Source organism: Rhodococcus sp. 05-2254-6 (assembly GCF_002258565.1).
Taxonomy (GTDB): Bacteria; Actinomycetota; Actinomycetes; order Mycobacteriales; family Mycobacteriaceae; genus Rhodococcoides.
In genome coordinates, this window is sequence record NZ_NOZF01000143.1 from 17,714 (window position 1) to 39,090 (window position 21,377).

Genomic DNA, 21,377 nt, shown 5'->3' on the forward strand with positions numbered 1-21,377 from the left:
CCGGACTACGGGCGAACCGGCAAATCTTTGAGTTGTCGGTCACATAACCGACGGCGATTCACCATTGGCAATCATTCCCCGGTGCATGACCCTGTTTCCCACGACCCCGCTGTGATCGGCTTTGTGCATCACACATCGGTTGTCCCACATGACGACGTCCTCCGGTGCCCACGCGTGTCGCAGCACATTGGTCTCGCGAGTCGAATGTTCGAACAGATATCGCACGGTCTCCTGTGCCTCCTCGGTGGACATGCCGCTGATCGCGACGCACCGTGCGGGTGCCGACAATGCCAGAGCGGTACGCCCGGTCACGGGATGCACTGCGAACAAAGGATGTTCGGCACAGGAATCGGTGTCCGACGCCACCCCGGTCACTCGGTGCGTCACCGTTCTTCCGGCGAGGTCCGCTTTGCGGTCGGCCGGCAAGGTGTCGTAGGCCGCGTACTGGTCGCTGAACAGCGTGCTGCCCCCGGACTCCGGTACCTCGACCGCACGTAGTGCGGTGTAGGCAGGCGGATTCGGTACATACGTGGTGTCCACGTGGAATGTCGATTTCGGCGGTGTGGTGCGGCCGACGTTGCTGATGACGTTCAGGTCGGGAAAGCCCGGCACTGGCGTCTCGCCCTCGGTGAACATCATCTCGCCGAACCGCCGGAGAAATGCCAGGAAGCCTGCGTCGTCCAAGGGTTGTCTGCGTAGAATCAGCACGCCGTGTTCGGCCAACAGCGTTCGCAGTTCTTCGGTCTCGGTGGAGCTCAGGTCCAGCTCGTCGATCTCGATTCCCAACGTCACGAGGACAACTCCTTCACCGACAGTTCGTCGAGCGTTCGTGCGAACAGTTCGTCGACGGCGATACCTGCCGCCGAGGCCATCACGGCGAGCACGCTCGACGGCGAGTACGAGCAGTACAGACCGGCTTCGAGGAACCACGGTTGTCCGTCGGGGTCGATCCGGAAGTCGAACAGACCGTAGTGCCGGCAGCCGAGAGATCGATAGCACGATCGTGCTGCCGCCCAGACCTTCTCGGTGATCGGATCGGAGACGTCCACCATCCAGGCCCTGGTCTGCTCCTTCGCGACCAGGTATAGATCCCCGTCCGAGGTGCGATTCAACTTGTCGGCGCTGGTACGAATCGACTCGACGGCATACTCCTCGAGTGGAAGGCAGATCAGCTCGTCGCCCCGTGCGATGATGCCGCAACGGACCTCGCGGCCGAGGGGGATGTACGACTCCACCAGTGCCGCAGACGAATACGTCAGAGCCTCGCTCACAGCGGTTGCCAACCGGTCGGATTGGCGAACCAGTGTGACGCCCATCGAATTGTCCGAGTCGACGGGCTTGACGACCACCGGCAGTTCGACGTCGATGTTGTCACCGCACCGCACCACGACACCGGTCGGGACGGCGACCCCGGCCGCCGCGACCACGGCTCGGGCGCGAGCCTTGTCGGCCGTCATCGCCATCACGTCCGGACCGTTGCCCACGTACGGCACGCCCAACAGATCGAACAGGCTGCGGTATGTCGTCATTCCGGGCAGGCAGAACATCTGTGGAACCATCACGTCGAAGTGCCACGACGAGATGACGTCCACTGCCTGCGCCAACGACATCTGGTGTGCCGACGCCACACTGGCGGCGTCGATGCCGCCGGGAAAGCTCCAGAGCCCGCCGGGGGAGACGAACGCCACCTCGAACCGATAGTCGGGATTTCCACCGAGTGCGTCGAGAAATCCGCCCGCGTACACCCGAGACAGATCGCAGTGGAACTCGTCCACCGACGATCCGACCAGTACCAGGACCGACAGGGTCATCAGTCGCCTCCGTTCTCCACGAGCTTGCCGATGTTGAAGTCGATGCGTGACCATCCGCGCCGGGCCAGCAGATTTCGCACCAGCAGGGACGGAATCTGGAGGTGGTGCACCAGCAGATAGGGGAGTGGATCCCAGCCGGTGAGGATGGCGTCCTTTCCCTCGAAGATGCTGCGCAAGCGGGCCTTTCGGTTGCCCTCGGTGAGCAGACGCCACACCTCGTGGTAGATCCAGTAGGTCGGGCGAGCCGTCGTACGCGGCACGATCACCGGATGGCCGTCGTCGAGGTACGCGGCAGCCAGGTCGGGATGGTCGTAGAACATCGTGATGGCCGAATGGGTGCGGGGGTTGCACTCGATGGCGTAGATGTGGCCGTCGGCGGCGGACTCGATGAAGTCGAACGACAGCTGGCCGGTGACGTCCAGCGAAGAGACGAACGTTTCCACCCAGCGCAGGATTTCGGGCTTGTCGACCATCTCGTAGTTGACCTGGAACGCCGATGATTCACAGCAGCCGTACACCTGCAACCGGCCGCCGCGGACGGTGCCGTGGGTGCAGTACTCCTGCCCGGCGACGAATTGCTGCAGGATCCACGGATCGTCCTCGGAGATCCCGAGACTGCGTGCGAATCGCAGGTTCTCGGCAGGCGTGTCGCGGGTCAATCGCGTCAGATCCATGCGGCCGACCGGGTTGTACGAGATGCGTTTGAGGATGTACTCACGGCCCGGTGGGAAGTCGAACTGCGCGATCTGCTCGACGTCGGTGATGCGTCGCCAATCGGGAACGCGCAAGCCGAGCGCCGCAGCGTGTTCGGAGAACCTGGACTTGTCGTCGAGCATGCGCACCGTCGCGCCGTTGCCGTGCAGGACCTCGCAGTGCGAATCGAGCAGTGCCCGTGCGTCGGCATCGTGGATGCTCGCAGCCGGACTCGCGACGGGGACGAAGACGTCGACGCCTTCGCGGAGCACCACATCCAGAAGTGCTCGGGCGTACCCGGATTCGGTCGGGTCGGGTACACAGTGAAATCGGTCGACCGCACGTGAGAACCGATGGCCGGTGAAACGGTACTTGGCCGATTCCACCAGGACGACCCGGTGCCCGGCGAGATGGAAGGACCGCGCGAGCTGCAGGGCCTTGGTCATCTTCCCGCCGCTGATCATGACCGTCTTGGGAGAGTCGGTTCGGCGCGTGGCGGGCCGGCCGCCGCGGACGGCAGCCACCCCCGCCGCCACGAGGTCGGCGGGGAGGGTGGCAGTGAGTCCGACAAGCGCTGCGACAGTGCGGATCATGTGCGCCGGATCAAGGTGACGCCGTCGCGCAACGGCACCAGCACCTGCTCCACGCGGGGGTCGTTCGCCACGTACTCGTTGAATTCTGCGACGGCCCGGCCGTTCTCGGTGGGGCGTTCGCTGTACGGCTGACCCTGCAGGAGGGTGTTGTCGACGGCGATCACGGCGTTGTCGGCCAGCAGCTCGCTACCGAGCAGGTGCTCCACGTACGCGCGGTATCCGGTCTTGTCGGCGTCGACGAAGACCAGATCGAACGTGCCCTCCAACCGGCGGAGGGTGTCCAGTGCAGGCCCCACTTCCACCGTGATGGACGAGCCCGCAGGCGAATCCGCAAAACAGGACCGCGCGAACTCGGCCACGTACGGATCCACCTCGCACGCGACCACCTCGCCGCCCGCGGGCAGAGCCTCGGCCATCGCCAGTGCCGAGTAGCCGGTGAACATACCGATCTCGAGCACCCGCTTCGCCCCGGTCATGTGCACGAGAAACGCAAGAAAGCGTCCCTCCACGTGGCCGGAGAGCATTTCCATCTCCAGGGGCCCCGAGCCGGAGACGACGTCACGTGATCTCCAGTCCTCGGTGCGGGTCCGCGATGCCAATGTCGCCAGCGCTGCGGATTGGGAGGTGGTGCAGGTGTCGAGATACGGGTCGAGTCCCGCCGCGAGATCGCGGGCTCGATGAACACGGGTGATCAGCTCGTCGGTCGCCCCGGCACCGGCGTCGAGCAGATCGGCTATCTCGCTGAGCTCGCGCGCCAGAATGGTGGTCGGGGTGACCGGTCGCGGGGTCTGGGTCACGGCGTCGGTGCAGTGAACATGTCGAGACCCTCGCCTGCGCGCGGGAAGTCGAGGCAGATCTTCTTGTGCAGAGTCAGCACATCGGCCAACTCGGCTGCGTCGAGATCGTTGAGGAAGCGGCACGTGCCGATCGGGTCCGGCACCGCTGCGCGCAGTATGCCGTCGCGAGTCTTGAGGATCGATGCCGTTGCCTCCGAGAGCAACTCGGGTGTCAGGTACGGGCTGTCCAATGCCAGCCCGATGCTGGACATGACACCGAGCACTCGATCGCGATCGGCAGTGGACAGGTGACCACGCTGTTCGGCGACGGTCGTCGACAGCGCCATGTCGATGTTGATCGCGTGGCCGTGGAAGAACGGGGCAGGCGGAGTCAGCTCGAGCGTCGGGCTCCAGGTGTGGCCGAAGGCGATGACGCGATCGAGATCGATCTCGTGCAGATTCGGTGCCTCGAGTTCGAGCATCGTCGCGATCGCCGAGTAGGTCAGTCGGTCTGCAACCGAACGCAATTCCGCCGTTCCGTCGAGATGACCGAATCGGGTTCGGAGCAGTTCCGGACCGTACTGTTCGAGCATCTCGAAGATCTCCAGATTGCCGACGACGGAGATCTTGATCAGCTCGGCCATGCCGTTGCGCACCTGATCCTCGGGCAACGTGCCGAGGAACGAGAAGTCCAGCAGCACCTTCTGCGACGCGTGATACGCACCGAGGCGGTTCTTGTGCTTTCCGTAGTTGACGGCCACCTTGATGGACACGCTCGCGTCGATCAGGCCGATCAGTGTGGTGGGAATGCGAATGTACGGGGTGTTCCGTCGGTAGCTGGCGCACGCGAAACCCGCTACGTCCGTGGTCAATCCGCCGCCTACCACCAGCACCGGCTCGGTGCGGACCAGACCGAACGCATCGAACTCGCCCACGATGCGCTCGAACGTCTCCAGCGACTTCGCGGTCTCGGCGATGTGCACCGGAACCACCGTCAGGGCGATGTCGTAGTGATCGAAGTACGCGCTGATCCGGTCGCCGTAGATCTCGTGCACCGATTCGTCGACGACCATCAGCGCGCGACCGTACGGCCGGTAACTATCGGCCAATTCGGTGTTCTCGATTGCGAACACACCGTCGACGTAGATCAGGTCGTACTCGATGCGTTCGTAGCCTTCGACGCGAAACGACCTGTCCCCGGCAACGACCTGGGCCTGAAGATTGCTCACTGGTTACTCCTGGAGGATTGGATGAAGGGTCTGACTGAACGCTCGCTGCGCAGGCTTCGCTCAGGCGGAGATCAGAGCGCGGACACTCTCGGGATCGAGTGCATCGACGGTGTCGGTGGCCGAGCCGAACTCGGTGCCTGCAGTGTTCTCGTTGGGGAATGCGACGCAGGTGATGCCCGCGGCAACCGCCGCCTGGACACCGCCGGCATTGTCCTCGATGGCGACGCTGTCCGATGCGTTCTCGCCCAACGACTTCAATGCGAATTCGTACGACGCGGGGTCGGGCTTGCCGGCATCGACCGAGGACGCGTCGACGATGACGTCGAACGAGTCGGCTGTCAGCTCGGGGCTCAGGGCCGCCAACAATGCGTCGATGTTCTCTCGCGACGTCGTGGTCACGAAGCCCACCTTCATGCCGTTCGCCTTGGCCGAGTCGATCGTGTCGGCCACACCCGGTCGTGTCTTCACGTCGGATTCGCCGATCAGACGCTGGAAGATCTCGGACTTCGTCGCGTGCACGGCAGCGGCGTCCACCTCGGTATCCGTGTCGGACGCGTATTCGCTGATTCGGTCGGCACCACCGTTGGATCCGAGCATGGCCCGGTAATCCTCGCGAGACCAGTTCCAGTTCAGATCGTGTGCTGCGAACGCCTCGTTGAACGAGCGACGTTGCAGTTCGGACGTGTCGACGAGAGTGCTGATCGAGCCGAACAGAATTGCGGACATGGATGCCTTTCGGAGCGAGAGACGTTGTACTGGTCAATGTCTCGCGCATGCGCGATGGGTGAGTTGGTTCGGGGGGTATGCCCCATCGGCACCGAACGGGAAACCTTCGAATTTTTCGGCAGAACGGTCGGACGTCAGCGGTGCCGGACGGGCGCGGCCAGAGTCGTCGGTGTCGACCGGCCGCGCAGGGTGACCGCCTCGCCCGTCGTCCACTGCGCGCGTTCGTCGACGGAGGCGTGATCGAGCACGATCGACGACGTGAGCACGTCGGTGTTCGGGTCGTCCTTCGCGAGATCGGTGAGCCGAGCCGCCTGATTGACGGTGTCGCCGATGACGGTGTACTCGAATCGGGATTCGGCTCCGATGTTTCCGGCGATGACCGGGCCGTACGTGACGCCGATGCCGATCTCGAAGCCGCCGTCGGAGGCGAGGGCGACGGCCAGGGTGCGTGCGGTGCGCAGTGCCGCCGTCGCGGGATCTGGGTGGTCGACCGGAGCGCCGAAGATCAGCAGTGCGGCATCACCCTCGAACTTGTTGACGAAGCCGCCGTGTCGTTCGCCGTGCTCGACCACCACTGCGAAGAAGCGGTTGAGCAGATCGACCACCGCTTCCGCGGATTCTCGCTCGGCCATCGCCGTCGAACCGACGAGGTCGATGAACAGCACGGCGACCGTTCGGTTCTCGCCGCCCAGACGAGGCGCGCTTGCCAGCGCGCGCTGCGCCACGTCGTGGCCCACGTGGCGGCCGAAGAGCGACCGCAGTCGTTCGCGCTCGTCGAGACCGACGACCATCTTGTTGAACCCGTTCTGCAACCGGCCGATCTCGGAGGCGTCGTAGACGTCGACGCGGGTGTCGGTCGCTCCGGCTTCGACGCGTTGCATGGCCGTGCTGACCTGCTGCAGCGGATCCGATACGGACCGTCCGACCAGGAACATGCCGCCGAATCCGACGACCAGGGCGATCGCGGACAGCGACACCATCGCGGGGGACAGGTCGACGTCGGGTGGGATGACGGTGTCGATCAGTCTACCGAGTCCGATGAGGCCGAGCCCCAGGATGGGAATGGCCGTGCTCAGGACCCAGATGAGAACGACGCGCAGCTTCACGCCGAGTGCGGCGGAATCGGTGACCGCACTGACTTCCATCACCGCTGCGGTGATCGGCCGAAGCGTTCTCTCGGCAACCAGATAGCCCAGCGAGCAGGTCGCCAGGCCGCCGAAGCTGACGGCAATCGCGACGATGATCGACAGCGCCGCGCCTGCCGACGCATTGACCCCGACGAACACCGCGACGCCGAGTGCCCACAGCAGCACGTGGACGCCGAGCTGACGAAGGGGCAGCCGCACGATGGCGATCGCGGTGGCGTCCGAGGGCGTGCCGCCGGTGTGCAGCCACAGCACGAGGGGCTTCGCAACGCGGAGGCCGAGCGCGATCCCGATGGCGATCGCGACCGGTAGATACACGAAGAAGGCGACGTAATTTCGGTCCGACAGGATCTCCTCCGAGCCGACCGGCAACGGCAGGATGAAGCGGGCCAACACGAAGACGATGACTGCTCCGATGGCGTTGGCCGAGACCATGCCCGCCGCGTAGAGGCGCATCGGGGTGCGGGTGAGGGCGGACCGTAGAGCTGCGATCACCGATGAATCTCCGTTCTCTGTTCGCTCGAACTGTAGGGGTCCGGAAAAAGATTCGACGAGATTTCTTCTCGAGTGACTACCTGTGTCCCCGAGTACCTGGTAATCTCCGTAACAGTTACATACAGCGTTTCGACGATGGAAGGAACCACGGCGATGACCAGCACACTCTCCAGGAACGACGTTCTCGAGCCCGAGGATGTCTCCGCTCGTTTGCTCGATTCCGCCGCCCAGCTGTCGTACGACCCCTCCGAGGAGGTCGACTGGGAAGCCGATCTCGATCCCTCCCTCTACGGACTCAACCCGGAGTGGAGCACCCTCTACGGCACGAAGCTGTGGGACGAGATGAGCGAAGAGCAGCGCATCACGCTCACCCGCCACGAGGTCTGCTCGATCATGAGCACCGGCATCTGGTTCGAGATGATCCTGCAGCAGATGGTCCTGCGCGATCAGTACTGCAAGGACTCGTCGAACTCGGACTTCCAGTTCGCTCTCACCGAGATCGCCGACGAGTGCCGTCACTCGATCATGTTCGCCCGCGCCTGCCAGAAGATGGGCATCAAGGCCTACCTGCCGCGTCGATCGAGCATCGAACTCGGCCGTGGCTTCAAGGCTCTCGCGTCCGCCGAGGTCGCCTACGGTGGCATCCTCGTCGCCGAAGAGGTACTCGACGTCATGCAGCGCGACTGGATGCGCGGCGAGAACGTGCTGCCACTCGTGCGCACCACCAGCAAGATCCACGTCGTGGAAGAGTCGCGGCACATGACCTTCGCGCGCGCACAGATGCGTGAAGACATCGCAGGTAAGAGCCCGGCTCGCCGCAAGGCCAGCGCGCTCGTCGTCGCGATCGCCGCCCGCCTGATCGTGTCCAACATGGTCAACAAGGAGGTCTACGCAGCAGCTGGCCTCGACGTCGACCGCGCGGTGAAGGAAGCGAAGAACAACGCCCATCACCACACGATGATGCGCACCTCGAGCGAGCACCTGATGGCATTTCTTCTCGATTGCGGTTTGATCACCAAGCCGGCCGAGATGATCTACCGTCGTTTGCACATGCTCTGACCACTCTTTTCGAGGCCGTGAAGGACATCAGATAAACCATGCCGTTCGCGATCACGCAGAACTGTTGCAACGACGCATCCTGCCTGTCGGTGTGCCCGGTCAACTGCATTCATCCGACGCCCGACGAGCCGGATTTCGGTAAGACCGAGCTGCTCTACATCGATCCGCGCTCGTGCATCGACTGCGGTGCCTGCGCGGACGCGTGCCCGGTGGACGCGATCACGCGCGTCTCGCGTCTGACACCGGACCAGCAGATCTACGCCGACATCAACGCCGACTACTACAAGGACAAGCCCGCCGTGGCGGAGTGGGGCGCGCCTCGATTCCCGGTGGCGACGGTCAACGAACTGCCGCCGATCGACATCGCCATCGTCGGGACCGGACCGGCAGCCTGCTACACCGCCCAGGCGCTGTTGCGCGTGCCCGGCACCAACGTCACCTTCTACGACCGGCTGCCCACCGCGGGCGGTCTCGCCCGCTACGGCGTCGCTCCCGATCACCTCGGTACCCGACGCATCAGTGAGCACTTCCGTGGGATCTTCGTCCATCCACGGGTGACGATGAAGCTCGGTGTCGAGGTCGGCAAGGATGTCGACCACGTCGAACTGGCTCGGAAGTTCGACTCGGTGGTCTATGCCGTCGGTGCCGACAAGGACCGAGCCCTCGAGATTCCCGGTATCGACTTCGACGGATCGGTCAGCGCACGCACCCTGGTCGGCTGGTACACCGGCCACCCCGACGTTGCTGCCGACGCGATCGATCTCACCGGCGTCGATCGCGTCACCATCATCGGAAACGGCAACGTCGCACTCGACGCTGCTCGTATCCTCACGGCCGATCCGGACCGGCTCGACGGAACCGAGATCGCTCCTCATGCTCTGGCCGAGCTGCGTCGCCATCGCGTCCGCGAGGTCGTCGTCCTCGCCCGTCGTGGTCCTGAATTCGCGGCGTTCACCCGGTCCGAATGCAAGGCGCTCGTCGATCGCGCCGGCGTCGACGTCGTCGTGGCAGGACCGGACGGAATCGTCGACGCCATCGATCGCCTGCCGTTGTCCGCTCCTGCGTCGGCTCTGGCTGGGGCGACGCAAGTCGAACTGGGCTCGCAGGCACACGCCCGCCGCATCGTCTTCGCGTTCGGCCGAGCTCCGGCTGCTCTCCACGGCAGCGACTCGGTGCAGTCCATCGAAGTCGGCGTCGGTGAGCACGCCGTCGAGCTGCCGACCGAGTTGGTTCTGCTCGCGATCGGCTATCGCGGAACCCCGTCACCGGGAATCCCGTTCGACGACATCAGCGGCACCATCCGTAATGTCGGCGGTCGCATCACCGCTGCCGACGGCACTCCGGTTCCGGGGTGCTACGTCGTCGGGTGGGCCAAGCGAGGTGCCACGGGTGGCATCGGCGACAACAAGATCGATGCGGAGGAAACGGCCGAGGCGTTGCTGGCCGATGTGCCCACGCGTGGGCTTGCCCGTCCGGTCGGTTGGTACGGAAAAGTGAGTGCCGCCCTGGGCGACCGCGTTTCCAGAGCGCGCTGACCGGTCGGAACAGCCCGGTTCTGTTCACCTTGTGTAGCAGTCTCATTCGAGTCTGAGCGATTCGGATGTGTAGCACGGCGCACAGGGTTACCGTTGAGTATGGCTGAACGGGGGGCCAAGCCCCAGGTTTCTTTTGTAAGACGGACGATGCTGCGCGCAGTCCGATCGTTGTTCAATCCGCTCCGGCCCGACGACTACCTGTCGATGATCAATCCGCTGTGGACCACCCGCGAGCTTCGGGGGAAGGTCGAGCGGGTGACACCGGAGGGATCGGAGGCCGTCTCGGTGTACATCCGGCCGGGTTTCGAGTGGCAGGGCCACACACCCGGGCAGTACGTCCGACTCGGAGTACTGATCGACGGTCGGTACCACTGGCGGGCGTATTCGCTCACCTCCGATCCGGACCCGGTGGACGGATTGGTCAGCGTCAGTCCCAAGCTGGTGCCGTCGGGGACGGTCTCGCCGTACTTGGTGGGAACCATCAGGACCGGCGACATCGTCCGGCTCAGTGAGGTCGAGGGCGAGTTCACTCTGCCGAATCCGATTCCGGACAAGATGGTGTTCATCAGTGCAGGCAGTGGCATCACGCCGATCATCAGCATGTTGCGCGCCCTCGATCACCACGATCAGGTACGCGACGTCGTGGTGGTGCATTCGGTGCACAATCGCGACCAGTTGATGTTCGCCGATACCCTCGACGAACTCGAAGCCAAGCACGACGGGCTGACGGTGAAGCTGCGGATCACCAGCGACGAGGGTCGGATGAAGGCGTCCGAATTGGACGAGCTGGTCCCGGATTGGCGTGAGCGCGAAGCATTCTGCTCCGGTCCGGGTGAACATCTGGACGATCTGCGCTCGTACTGGAAAGACCAGGGTGACTACGACCGGTTCCATCACGAGAGTTTTCAGCCGGTCATCGGTGGTGGCGACGATGTAGGCGAGGGCGGCACCGTCAAGTTTCTCAACAGCAAGAAGGACGTCGAATGCGACGGCGGCACAACGATTCTCGCCGCCGGTGAGGAAGCCGGCCTGGATTTGACGTACGGCTGCCGGATCGGCATCTGCCACACCTGCGTAGGTACCCTGAAGAAGGGGCGTTTACGTGATCTACGTAACGGGGATATCTCCGAACCTACGGGGCAAGCGGTTCGGATCTGTGTCAACACTGCTGAGGGCGACATCGAAATCGAACTCTGATCTTCAAATCGAACAGGGGAATGAATGTCTATCGACGAAACCACCAGGCGTGTCACGGGCTCCGACGAGCCGGTGAACCCGCTGGCGCATCTGAGTGACGACACGATCGCCGAACTCGCCAAGGAGTTCGACGCCATCCACGACGAGGTGTACGCCAGCCTCGGTGACAAGGACCGGAAGTACATCACCTCGGTGATCGCAGCCCAGCGACAGCTGCTGGTCGCGGGTCGAGTGTTGCTGCTCGGATCGACCAGCAAGCCGGCATGGCTGGCAGGTACAGCGTGCCTCGGAATCGCAAAGATTCTCGAGAACATGGAGATCGGCCACAACGTCATGCACGGCCAGTGGGACTGGATGAACGACCCGGAAATCCATTCCTCCGTGTGGGATTGGGACACCGCGTCGACCGCGAGCTCGTGGAAGCACTCGCACAACTACGTGCACCACACGTACACCAACATCCGCGGCAAGGACAAGGATCTCGGCTACGAGATCATGCGTATCGACCCGCGGCAGAAGTGGCACCCGGCCTACCTGGCGCAGCCGTTCTACAACGTGCTGCTGATGGCGTTCTTCGAGTGGGGTGTCGCGCTGCACGATCTCGACATCGAGGCCATTCGTCGCGGTGAGAAGCCGGTCAAGGATCTCGTCGAGGATCTCAAGGGCATCGGCGTCAAGGCACGCAAGCAGTTCGTCAAGGACTACGTGGGTTGGCCGCTGATCTCCGCCGGTGCGTTCGCGCTGGCGCAGGTCGTATCGGGTGGACGTCTGCCCGAGAGCAAGCGCTCCAGGCTCGCGTCCAAGCTGCGTGGGTCTGCCCGATTCGGTAAGAACCGTCGGACCGCGGCTCTGCTGGACAGCCGGTTCAGTGGCATCGAGAGCACGTTCCTGTCGACGGTGGCCGCGAACTTCACCGCGAACATCATTCGAAACGTCTGGTCGAACGCGATCATCTTCTGCGGACACTTCCCGGACCAGGCCTACACCTTCAGCCAGGAAGAGGTGGAGAACGAGACCCGCGGTGGGTGGTACGTCCGTCAGCTCGTCGGAGCCGCCAACATCGACGGTGGCCCGTTGTTCCACTTGATGAGCGGCAACCTGAGCTACCAGGTGGAGCACCACCTGTACCCGGACATGCCCAGCACCCGGTACGCGGACGTTGCGCCGAAGATCAAGGACATCTGCGAGCGCTACGAACTGCCCTACAACACCGGACCGTTCTTTCAGCAGTGGGGCATGGTCCAGCGCACCATCGCACGGCTGGCGTTCCCGGGCGGCAAGACTCGGCCGAAGCCGGGCCCCTACCGTCCCGAGGAGAGCTGGCGTCGTAAGTTCGCCGAAGGTGCCACCAAGGACAGCGAGGCCGCGAAGACGCGCGGCCGCGTGCCGGCAGGGCATCCGGCGGCCGGACCGGAGCACAACTCCGGCGGCGTCGATGTTCAGCCGCCGCCCCGTGGCGACGACTGAGTTCGTCCCGTGAAGAGCTGACGAAACCGCGGCCACCCGATTGCCGGGTGGCCGCGGTTCTGCGTTGCGGGTGTCAGGTCATGTCGACATCCTTGGTCTCGATCAACCGCTTGGTGCAGACCAGACTGAGTACCGACAGCAGGGCCAGCATGACTCCGATCGAGATGCTGCCGAACGCGGCGGTGAGCGGTGCGGCCAGCATCGGCGGAATCGCGCCACCGAGAACTCCGGCGAGGTTGTAGCCCAAACCTGCTCCGGTGTAACGGAAACGGGTCTGGAACAGCTCGGGGAGCAGGGCTCCGGTCGGTCCGTAGGCAACTCCGAAGATGGCGAGCGTGACGCACATGCCGATCACGAATGCAGCGGGTGACCCGGTGTCGAGAACGGGGAACAGTGCGATCGACCAGGGAATCGCAATGATGCACGCTCCCATGATCACTCGCCGTCGGCCGACGCGATCGGAGTAGGTCGCCGAGACCGCGATGGCAACTCCGAAGATCACCGCGGCACCGATTCCGGTGATCAACACGAACGGCCGGTCGAACCCGAGTGTCTTGGTGCCGTAGCTGGTCAGGTACGCGGTACCCATGTAGAAGAAGGCGAACAGAGATGCCAATGCGCCTGCAGCAGTGATGATCTCGCGCTTCTGGATGCGCCAGGCGTCGAAGATCGGCAGTTTCGTCGGTGCTGCGTTCGCCGGTGCCTGCTCCTCGGCGAGCTTGTTGGCGCGAAAGACGGGGGTCTCCTCGATGGCGAGGCGCATGTACAGGCCGATGAGTACCAGAACGGCGCTGAGCAGGAACGGGATTCGCCAACCGTAGTTGAGGAACGTCTCGTTGGTGTCGCCGAGCAGCAGTCCGGTCGCGAGGAATGTCGCGCTGGAGAAGATGAACGCGGCGGACGGTCCCAGCTGAGGGAACATCGCGTAGAAGCCGCGTTTGCCAGGAGGCGCGTACTCGGCCGTCAGCAGTGTCGCGCCTGCCCATTCACCACCCACTGCGAACCCCTGGCCGAACCTGAGCAGCACCAGGATGATCGGAGCAGCCACGCCGATCGTCTCCGCGCCGGGGAGCAGGCCGATGGCGAACGTGGACACCCCCATCAGCAACAGCGTCGAGATCAGGGTTTTCTTGCGGCCGATGCGGTCACCGAAGTGCCCGAACAGCACTGCGCCGACGGGCCTGGCGATGAACGCGACCGCGAACGTCGCGAACGAGGCCACGGTGCCTGCGGTGGAGCCGAGGGCCGGGAAGAAGATCGTCGGGAAGACCAGGGCGGCCGCGGTGCCGTAGATGAAGAAGTCGTAGAACTCGATCGTCGTGCCGATGCCACTGGCGACAGCGACCCGGCGGACACTGGTCTTGGTCTGCACCGTAGGTGGCGTCGATGCGGACACACCCGGGTCGTCGGGTGAGACAGTGGTCATGGTTCCTCCGTTTTGTCGGGTATCGGGTGAATGCGCGATACCGAGTGCGACGAACGGTAGTGATCCGAGTCACTCGATGAATACCCCCGGATGGGGGTGTGGTGGACGCACGAGACCTCAGGCGCACCTCAGGGTTCGCCGGTACCGTCTGACCGCAGGGGAGCGACGCTTGTGTCCGCAGGGTGGGAAGCGAAGGTGATCTGGTGTCCACAGACCACAATCGAGACGTGTTCGACAGTGAGCGGGTGGCTGCGGCGTACGTGGAGCACGCGGGACCCACCGACGGCTTTCTCGACCGCGGGGAGGCGGCGGCGCTGGTGGCTGCGGCCTCGGTTGCGCGCGGAACGCCGATACTGGACGTGGGAGTCGGCAGCGGCCGAACCACGGCGCTGCTTCGGCTGATCAGCGACCGCTACGTTGCGATCGACTACGCACCCACCATGGTCGACGCCTTTCGGCGAAACTTTCCCGACCTGCAGGTGCACGTGGCCGACGCGCGCAACCTGGTGGACTTCTCGGACGGCCAATTCGGCCTGATCGTGTTCAGCAACAACGGAATCGACACCGTGAACCACGACGAACGAGTCCGGGTACTCGCAGAATTTCACCGAGTTCTCGGCGAGTCCGGAATTCTGGTGTTCTCCACTCTCAACCGCAACGGACCGTCGTTCGGGGAGAAGCCGTTTCAGTTGAGCAGACCGACCCAGCGGTTCACGTTCTCACTCGAGCGTGGCGTGACGGCCGTCGGTAGGCGACTGCTCGATCCCGCCGGAGTCGTTCGTAGCGTTGCCAATTGGTGGTCTGCGCGCTCTCGAGTCGTCGATCGCGGAACGTGGGCCGTAGCGCCGCTCGCTGCGCACGATTTCGCTCCGTTCATGCACTTCACCACCGTGGCAGACGTGCGCCGACTGGTGACCGATGCCGGGTTCACCATCTCCGAGATCTTCGCCGACGACGGTTCGATCGTGGCACCCGACGTTCTGACGAGCTCAGCGGACAACTTCACCGTTTTCGCACGCAAGTAGGGCGTCAGCCCAGTCGCTCGAGCGCCTCGGTCATCTTCTCCACGGTGTCCGGCGCGACTTTCGCCTCGAATCCCGCCTTCAGGAACGGGCCGGCTACCTTGGCTGCACCGTTGAATTCGACCTTCGCGTGGTAGTCGATTCGGGTGGAGTGCGATCCTTCGGCAGTCAACGTGATGTCGTCGACGCTGGTGGCCGTCTTGTTCTCGCCCTCGAGCACGATGTGATCAGGCTCGTCGGTGACCAAGGTGTAGGTCAACTCCGTGGTGATACCGAACAGCTTGGACACGTTGTGCCACTGCGTTCCGACGGCGACCGGACCGTCGGAAATCTGTGTGCAACTCTGGGTTCCAGGATCCCACGACGGCGCATGGGAGAAGTCGCGTAGAAAGGCGGCCGCCTTCTCGATCGGAACAGCGGCGGTGAAGGTGCGGGTGACGTCGACCATGAGAGTTCTTCCTGTCGTCGGGGATCAGTCTTCGAGCGGGACGCCGAGGTGCTCGGCGAGCCGGCGCATGGTGCCCACGATCTGTTCCTCGGTCACCCGTGGGAAGCCGGCCATCTTCCGGAATTCCGGGTCGGTGACTCGAGACCAGTCGTACACCTGTGTCAGGGCTGTCCGGTCGTCGGCGACCTCCTCGAGTTCCCAGGACCACCGCGTGCCACGAGGTTCCATGCCCTGGCGATTGGGAATCCAACCGATACGTCGGTCCTGCTCGAACACGAACACGGTGTTCTCCATGACGTACTCGCCGATTTCCGGCTGGTACATGTCCATCGCGAAGGTGTCGCCCACGGTGCCGAGCGGCGTGGGGTCGATCGCACCACGCAACATCTCCGAGCCGTCGACCGCGGCCTGAACCTCGGGGTTGGCCAGTGCGGTGAACACCGACGCCGAGGGAGCGTCGATCACTCTGCGGACGGTCAGCTGGTCGCTCATGGGGCTCGCTTTCGGTTGTTTACGCTGGCTACGGAGTTACCCCCGCCTGCGTGGAAGGAAACTCCGGTCGCCGTTTTTGCCTCCCGGTTTGTTTTGCATCGCAGTGGACACAGCGACGAAACACGACCGCCACGTCGCATTCGTACAGTCGCCGGGTCGGACTCCACAAAATCCAGCTGTGGAGCAGCACCTTGTCAAGGGGTAGCCATGAGTGGAAATACCGTACGCCTGCAGGCGATCAAAGACGTCGAGGCGTATGTGCCGCCTGCGGTCAGCTTCGTCGGAGACGAGAAGCCGGGCGAGATCTTCGGAGAGAACGTCTTCAGCAAGGTCGTCATGCAGAAGCGACTGCCCAAATCCGTGTTCAAGTCGGTGATGGCGACCATCGACAAAGGCAAGAAGCTCGACCCCCTGGTCGCCGACGCGGTGGCGTCGGCGATGAAGGACTGGGCACTGGAGAAGGGCGCGACGCATTATGCGCACGTCTTCTATCCCCTCACCGGCTTGACGGCCGAGAAGCACGACAGCTTCTTCGACCCGGTCGGTGACGGCAGCGCGCTCGCGGAATTCGCGGGCAAGACGCTGATCCAGGGCGAGCCCGACGCGTCGAGCTTCCCCAACGGCGGCCTGCGCAACACGTTCGAGGCTCGTGGGTACACCGGTTGGGACGTCACCAGCCCGGCGTACGTACTGGAGAATCCGAACGGCAACACCCTGTGCATCCCGACGGTGTTCGTCTCGATGACCGGTGAGGCCCTCGACCACAAGACCCCGTTGCTGCGTTCGCAGCAGGCCATGGGTGGGCATGCCGAGCGGATCCTGAAGCTGTTCGGGCACGAGAACATCGAGAACATCGTCTCGTTCTGTGGTCCGGAGCAGGAGTACTTCCTGGTCGACCGACACTTCTTCCTGGCCCGGCCCGACCTGCTCAATGCCGGCCGCACCCTGTTCGGCTCGAAGCCGCCCAAGGGCCAGGAGTTCGACGATCACTACTTCGGGGCCATTCCCGAGCGTGTGCTCGGCTTCATGATGGACACCGAGCGCGAGCTGTTCAAGCTCGGCATTCCGGCCAAGACCCGGCACAACGAGGTCGCACCCGGGCAGTTCGAGATCGCGCCCATGTTCGAGCGCGGCAACATCGCAGCCGATCACCAGCAACTGTTGATGACCACGTTCAAGACCATCGCCAAGAAGCACGGCATGGAATGCCTGTTCCACGAGAAGCCCTTCGAAGGCGTCAACGGCTCCGGCAAGCACGTCAACTTCTCGCTCGGTAACTCCGATCTGGGATCGCTGCTGGTTCCCGGCGACAATCCCCACGACAACGCACAGTTCCTCGTCTTCTGTGCTGCCGTCATCCGTGCGGTGCACAAGTACGGCGGTCTGCTGCGCGCCTCGGTGGCGTCGGCGACCAACGATCATCGCCTCGGCGCGAACGAGGCTCCGCCCGCGATCATCTCGATCTTCCTCGGCGATCAGCTCGCCGACGTGTTCGACCAGATCGCCAAGGGCGCGGCCACGTCGTCGAAGGGCAAGGGCACCATGATGATCGGTGCCGACACTCTGCCCGTGCTGCCGACCGATCCCGGCGACCGCAACCGAACCAGTCCGTTCGCGTTCACCGGCAACAGGTTCGAGTTCCGCGCACCCGGTTCGATGCAGACCGTCAACGGTCCGATGGTCACGATCAACACGATCATGGCCGAGGCTCTCGACTACATGGCGACCAACCTCGAAGCGGCCGTCGCCGAGGGAACCGATTTCGACACCGCCGTGCAGAACCTGTTGACCGAGATCATCACCGAGCACGGCGCGGTGGTGTTCAACGGCGACGGCTACTCCGACAACTGGCAGATCGAGGCCGAGGCCCGCGGCCTGCCGAACCTGCGTACGACGCTCGACGCGTTGCCCGAACTCATCTCGGACTCGGCGATGGAACTGTTCGAGAAGTACAAGGTGTTCAACCACCGAGAGATGCACTCGCGCTACGAGATCGGGCTCGAACAGTACGCATTGACGGTGTTCGTCGAGGCGCGTCTGACACTGGAGATGGGCCAGACGTCCATTCTCCCCGCAGCCGTGCGCTATCAGACCGAGCTGGCGCAGAACGTCAGTGCACTCAAGGGTGCGGGCGTCGACGACGTCGACATGACTGCGCTGCAGGCGGTCTCGGCACCGCTCGCTGAGCTGCGGGCAGCGTTGGCGACGTTGAAGGCCGCGCTCGAAGCCGACCCCGGCGGCGAGGCCCTCGCCGAGGCGACGCACGCCAAGGACGAACTGCTGCCCGCGATGGCCGCCGTTCGATCTGCGGCGGACACTCTGGAAGCCATGGTGGCCGACGATCTGTGGCCGCTGCCGACGTATCAGGAGATGCTCTACATCCTGTAGTGCGCTGCGCGCAGGAGTGGAGCCTGTCGGAACGACCAGATAGAACAGTGGTGTGGATAAGTGCCTCGGAGGGCACTTGTCCGCACCACTGCTGCGTTCGGCGTGAGCAATGTCTCGAGACGGAATAGCTCGGTGGATCTTTCGAGTTCGGAGTGAGCAGTGGCAAGTACTGTGCACGCACTCGTGAGGAGAGAGATCCATGAAGTTGTTTACCCCGTTGGCGCTCGGTGACCTGAAGCTCGACAACCGGCTGGTGATGGCCCCGCTCACGCGGACGCGCTCCGGCCAGGACGGTGTACCGGGCCCGCTGGTGGTCGAGCACTACAAGCAGCGCGCATCCCTGGGTCTGATCGTCAGTGAAGGTACGTACCCCAGCCATGCAGGCCAGGGCTTCCCCGGTCAGCCCGGTCTGGTGACCGACGAGCAGATCGAGGGCTGGCGCAACGTCGCCGATGCAGTGCACGCCGACGGCGGACGGATCTTCGCGCAGGTGATGCACGCCGGTCGCGTGACCCACGAGGCGACGACGGGTGGCCGCGAGGTCGTCGGGCCCAGTGCCATTGCCATCGAGGGCGAAACCCACACCTACGAGGGCAAGAAGGCGTACCCCACCCCGCGTGCGCTGCGTGAGGACGAGCTGCCCTCGGTGATCGCCGACTTCGTGCAGGCGTCGAAGAACGCGATCGCCGCCGGAATGGACGGCGTCGAGATCCACGGTGCCAACGGATATCTGTTGCACGAATTCCTTTCGCCCGCCTCGAACCAGCGCGACGACTCGTACGGCGGCTCGCCGGAGAATCGGGCCCGATTCGTGGCCGAGGTCGTCGAGGCAGTGGTCGCCGCTCTCGGAGCGGGCAAGGTCGGAATTCGCATTTCACCCGAGCACAACATCCAGGACGCGCTCGAGACGGACGCCGACGACGTGCGCACCACCTACCGCGCATTGGTCGATCGAATCGCCCCCCTGGGACTGGCGTACCTCAGTGTGCTGCACAAGGACCCGTCGGGTGAGCTCGTCCAGGATCTGCGACAGGCCTTCGGCGGCCCGGTGCTCGTCAACAGTGGCTTCGGTGAGATCACCACCCGCGACGAGGCGCTCTCACTTCTCGACAACGGCATCGGCGACGCAGTTGTCGTCGGCCGTCCGGCAATCGCCAACCCCGACCTCGCCTACCGCTGGCGCGAGGATCTGCCGTTGAACGAGCCCGACCCGAGCACCTTCTACACCGATGGTGCCGAGGGCTACACGGATTACCCGGCCTTGCAGCACTAGCAGTGCCCGGCGTTTGCCGACCAGATTCAGATGCCCACCGTCACAGGTGGGCATCTGAACAATCTGTGGGCACACAGAGCTCTAGAAGTCCGCGGTCTTACGGGCGCGGATCTTGCTGACGATCGAGAACACCACGGCGATGACCATCAGTGCGTAGAGCACGATGGTGATGCCGCTGCTGATCAGAATCGACGGATCTCCTTCGCTGACGGCCAGTGCGCGTCGCAGTGATTCCTCGGCGAGCGGGCCGAGGATCACCGCGATGAGCACCGGTGCGAGCGGAATTTCGTAGCGCCGCATCATGAATCCGACGATGCCGAGCCCGAGCATGAAGATCAGGTCCACGATCGACGCACTCGACGCGTAGACGCCGAGAGCTGCGAACACCGAAATACCGGCGTAGAGGTAGTTCTTCGGGATCTTCAGCAGCTGCGCCCACAGCGGTGCGAACGGCAGGTTGAGGATCAACAGCACGATCATGGCCACGAACAGGCTGGCCAGCAGGGCCCAGACGATGTCGCCGCTGCGCTCGAAGAGCAGGGGCCCGGGTTGCATGCCGTACTGCTGGAAGGCCGCCAACATGATTGCGGCCGTCGCCGACGTGGGCAGACCCAGAGCCAACAGCGCGCCCATTGCCGTTCCGGCCGTGGAGTTTCCGGCCGCCTCGGGACCCGCGACGCCGCGAATGGCCCCCTTGCCGAACATCGGCTTCTCGCGCTTGCGATCGAGCCTGCGCTCGGTGCCGTAGGCCAGGAAGCTCGGCACTTCGGCACCACCTGCGGGGATCACACCGAACGGTACGCCGAATGCCGTACCGCGCATCCATGCCGGCAACGCATCGCGGAACTCTGCCTTGCTCAGCCACGGTCGTCCCTGCGACTTGATCAGCGAACGGTCCTCGGGTCGACCGATCTTCGACGCGATGTGGATGACCTCACCGAGGGCGAGCATCGCGACGGTGATGACGACGATGTGGATGCCGTCGAACAGGGCAGGAACCTCGAACGTGAATCGTGAAGCGCCCGAGGGGCCGTCGATACCGATGACGGCGAGTGTGAGGCCGATCAGCAGTGCGGTCAGGCCCTTGAGTGCGGAGTCCGAGACCACCGCCGAGGTGGCGATGAACGCGAACACCGCGAGGGCGAGATATTCGGCGGGACCGAAGTTGGTCGCCAAGGCGGCGAGCGTCGGGGCGAAGAACACCACCAGGGTCGTCGCGACGATACCGCCGATGAACGCGCCGATCGCCGAGGTGGCCAAAGCCTGTGGGGCGCGGCCGTTCTTGGCCATTCGATGGCCCTCGAACGTGCCTGCGATCGCAGTGCTGTTGCCGGGGGTGTTCATCAGAATGCCCGAGATGGAATCGCCGAACAGGCCGCCGAAATACACTCCGGCGAACATGATCAGCGCGGCGGTCGGGTCGAGGGTGAAGGTGACGGGCAGCAGCAGGGCCACGGCCATGGCGGAGCCGAGACCGGGCAGGACGCCCACGGCGGTTCCGAGCAGCGCGCCGACGAACACCCAGACGAGGTTCATCGGAGTCAGCGCGGTGCCGAATCCGTCGATGAGATTGCTCAATGAATCCATCAGAAGTTCAGCTCC

18 protein-coding genes are annotated in these 21,377 nt (G+C 64.1%); 7 read left to right on the plus strand and 11 right to left on the minus strand.

Going from position 1 to position 21,377, the window contains the following annotated elements:
• Positions 1-39: 39 nt before the first annotated feature.
• The 7 genes from CH256_RS19460 to CH256_RS19490 form a co-directional block, all read right to left on the minus strand.
• Positions 40-792 (minus strand): TauD/TfdA dioxygenase family protein, encoded by a 753-nt coding sequence (locus CH256_RS19460; RefSeq protein ID WP_094670369.1) that lies wholly within the window; start codon positions 790-792, stop codon positions 40-42.
• Positions 789-1,811, minus strand: a complete 1,023-nt coding sequence (locus CH256_RS19465; RefSeq protein WP_094670370.1) for a D-alanine--D-alanine ligase family protein — start codon at positions 1,809-1,811, stop codon at positions 789-791. Before CH256_RS19465 ends, CH256_RS19460 begins: the two co-directional genes overlap by 4 nt.
• On the minus strand, positions 1,811-3,097 hold the full coding sequence (locus tag CH256_RS19470; protein ID WP_094670371.1) for an ATP-grasp enzyme: 1,287 nt from the start codon (positions 3,095-3,097) through the stop codon (positions 1,811-1,813). Before CH256_RS19470 ends, CH256_RS19465 begins: the two co-directional genes overlap by 1 nt.
• Positions 3,094-3,894, minus strand: coding sequence for an O-methyltransferase (locus CH256_RS19475; protein WP_094670372.1), 801 nt, complete (start codon positions 3,892-3,894; stop codon positions 3,094-3,096). The genes CH256_RS19470 and CH256_RS19475 overlap by 4 nt, the downstream gene beginning before the upstream one ends.
• Positions 3,891-5,102, minus strand: a complete 1,212-nt coding sequence (locus CH256_RS19480) for a sedoheptulose 7-phosphate cyclase (RefSeq protein ID WP_094639246.1) — start codon at positions 5,100-5,102, stop codon at positions 3,891-3,893. The genes CH256_RS19475 and CH256_RS19480 overlap by 4 nt, the downstream gene beginning before the upstream one ends.
• Before the next feature lie 60 nt (positions 5,103-5,162).
• On the minus strand, positions 5,163-5,828 hold the full coding sequence (locus CH256_RS19485) for an HAD-IA family hydrolase (RefSeq protein ID WP_094670373.1): 666 nt from the start codon (positions 5,826-5,828) through the stop codon (positions 5,163-5,165).
• 134 nt (positions 5,829-5,962) lie between these two features.
• Positions 5,963-7,468, minus strand: a complete 1,506-nt coding sequence (locus CH256_RS19490) for an adenylate/guanylate cyclase domain-containing protein (RefSeq protein WP_094639247.1) — start codon at positions 7,466-7,468, stop codon at positions 5,963-5,965.
• A 153-nt stretch (positions 7,469-7,621) separates the two neighbouring features.
• Here CH256_RS19490 and CH256_RS19495 point away from each other — a divergent pair, with 153 nt between their 5' ends.
• The 4 genes from CH256_RS19495 to CH256_RS19510 all read left to right on the plus strand — a co-directional run bounded on the left by CH256_RS19495 (position 7,622) and on the right by CH256_RS19510 (position 12,726).
• Positions 7,622-8,527, plus strand: a complete 906-nt coding sequence (locus CH256_RS19495) for an AurF N-oxygenase family protein (RefSeq protein WP_082898813.1) — start codon at positions 7,622-7,624, stop codon at positions 8,525-8,527.
• A gap of 38 nt (positions 8,528-8,565) precedes the next feature.
• A complete protein-coding gene (locus CH256_RS19500; protein ID WP_094670374.1) occupies positions 8,566-10,062 on the plus strand; it encodes an FAD-dependent oxidoreductase in 1,497 nt (498 codons plus the stop codon).
• Positions 10,063-10,161: 99 nt separating this feature from the next.
• The gene (locus CH256_RS19505; protein ID WP_176460324.1) at positions 10,162-11,259 is read left to right on the plus strand and encodes a ferredoxin reductase; all 1,098 of its coding nucleotides are present in this window, start codon (positions 10,162-10,164) and stop codon (positions 11,257-11,259) included.
• Between the two features lie 24 nt (positions 11,260-11,283).
• Positions 11,284-12,726: a fatty acid desaturase family protein gene (locus CH256_RS19510; RefSeq protein ID WP_094670375.1), complete on the plus strand. Its 1,443-nt coding sequence runs from the start codon at positions 11,284-11,286 to the stop codon at positions 12,724-12,726.
• Positions 12,727-12,799: 73 nt separating this feature from the next.
• On the opposite strand, the gene CH256_RS19515 is transcribed toward CH256_RS19510, so the two are convergent.
• Positions 12,800-14,152 (minus strand): MFS transporter, encoded by a 1,353-nt coding sequence (locus tag CH256_RS19515; protein WP_094639250.1) that lies wholly within the window; start codon positions 14,150-14,152, stop codon positions 12,800-12,802.
• Positions 14,153-14,355: 203 nt separating this feature from the next.
• Between CH256_RS19515 and CH256_RS19520 the strand changes: the two genes are divergently transcribed.
• Positions 14,356-15,177: a class I SAM-dependent methyltransferase gene (locus CH256_RS19520; protein WP_094670394.1), complete on the plus strand. Its 822-nt coding sequence runs from the start codon at positions 14,356-14,358 to the stop codon at positions 15,175-15,177.
• 4 nt (positions 15,178-15,181) lie between these two features.
• On the opposite strand, the gene CH256_RS19525 is transcribed toward CH256_RS19520, so the two are convergent.
• Together CH256_RS19525 and CH256_RS19530 are read right to left on the minus strand one after the other, a co-directional pair.
• A complete protein-coding gene (locus tag CH256_RS19525; RefSeq protein WP_094670376.1) occupies positions 15,182-15,622 on the minus strand; it encodes an SRPBCC family protein in 441 nt (146 codons plus the stop codon).
• 24 nt (positions 15,623-15,646) lie between these two features.
• Entirely contained in the window at positions 15,647-16,114 is a 468-nt protein-coding gene (locus tag CH256_RS19530) for an SRPBCC domain-containing protein (protein WP_094670377.1), read from the minus strand.
• 207 nt (positions 16,115-16,321) lie between these two features.
• On the opposite strand from CH256_RS19530, the gene CH256_RS19535 reads away from it, so the two are divergent.
• Positions 16,322-18,502, plus strand: coding sequence for a glutamine synthetase III family protein (locus CH256_RS19535; RefSeq protein WP_094670378.1), 2,181 nt, complete (start codon positions 16,322-16,324; stop codon positions 18,500-18,502).
• Positions 18,503-18,701: 199 nt separating this feature from the next.
• Positions 18,702-19,775 carry an alkene reductase gene (locus CH256_RS19540; RefSeq protein WP_094670379.1) on the plus strand — a complete coding sequence of 358 codons (1,074 nt, stop codon included), beginning with the start codon at positions 18,702-18,704 and terminating at the stop codon, positions 19,773-19,775.
• An 81-nt stretch (positions 19,776-19,856) separates the two neighbouring features.
• Here CH256_RS19540 and CH256_RS19545 read toward each other — a convergent pair whose 3' ends face one another.
• Positions 19,857-21,362, minus strand: coding sequence for a tripartite tricarboxylate transporter permease (locus tag CH256_RS19545; RefSeq protein ID WP_068055749.1), 1,506 nt, complete (start codon positions 21,360-21,362; stop codon positions 19,857-19,859).
• Positions 21,363-21,377 lie beyond the last annotated feature (15 nt).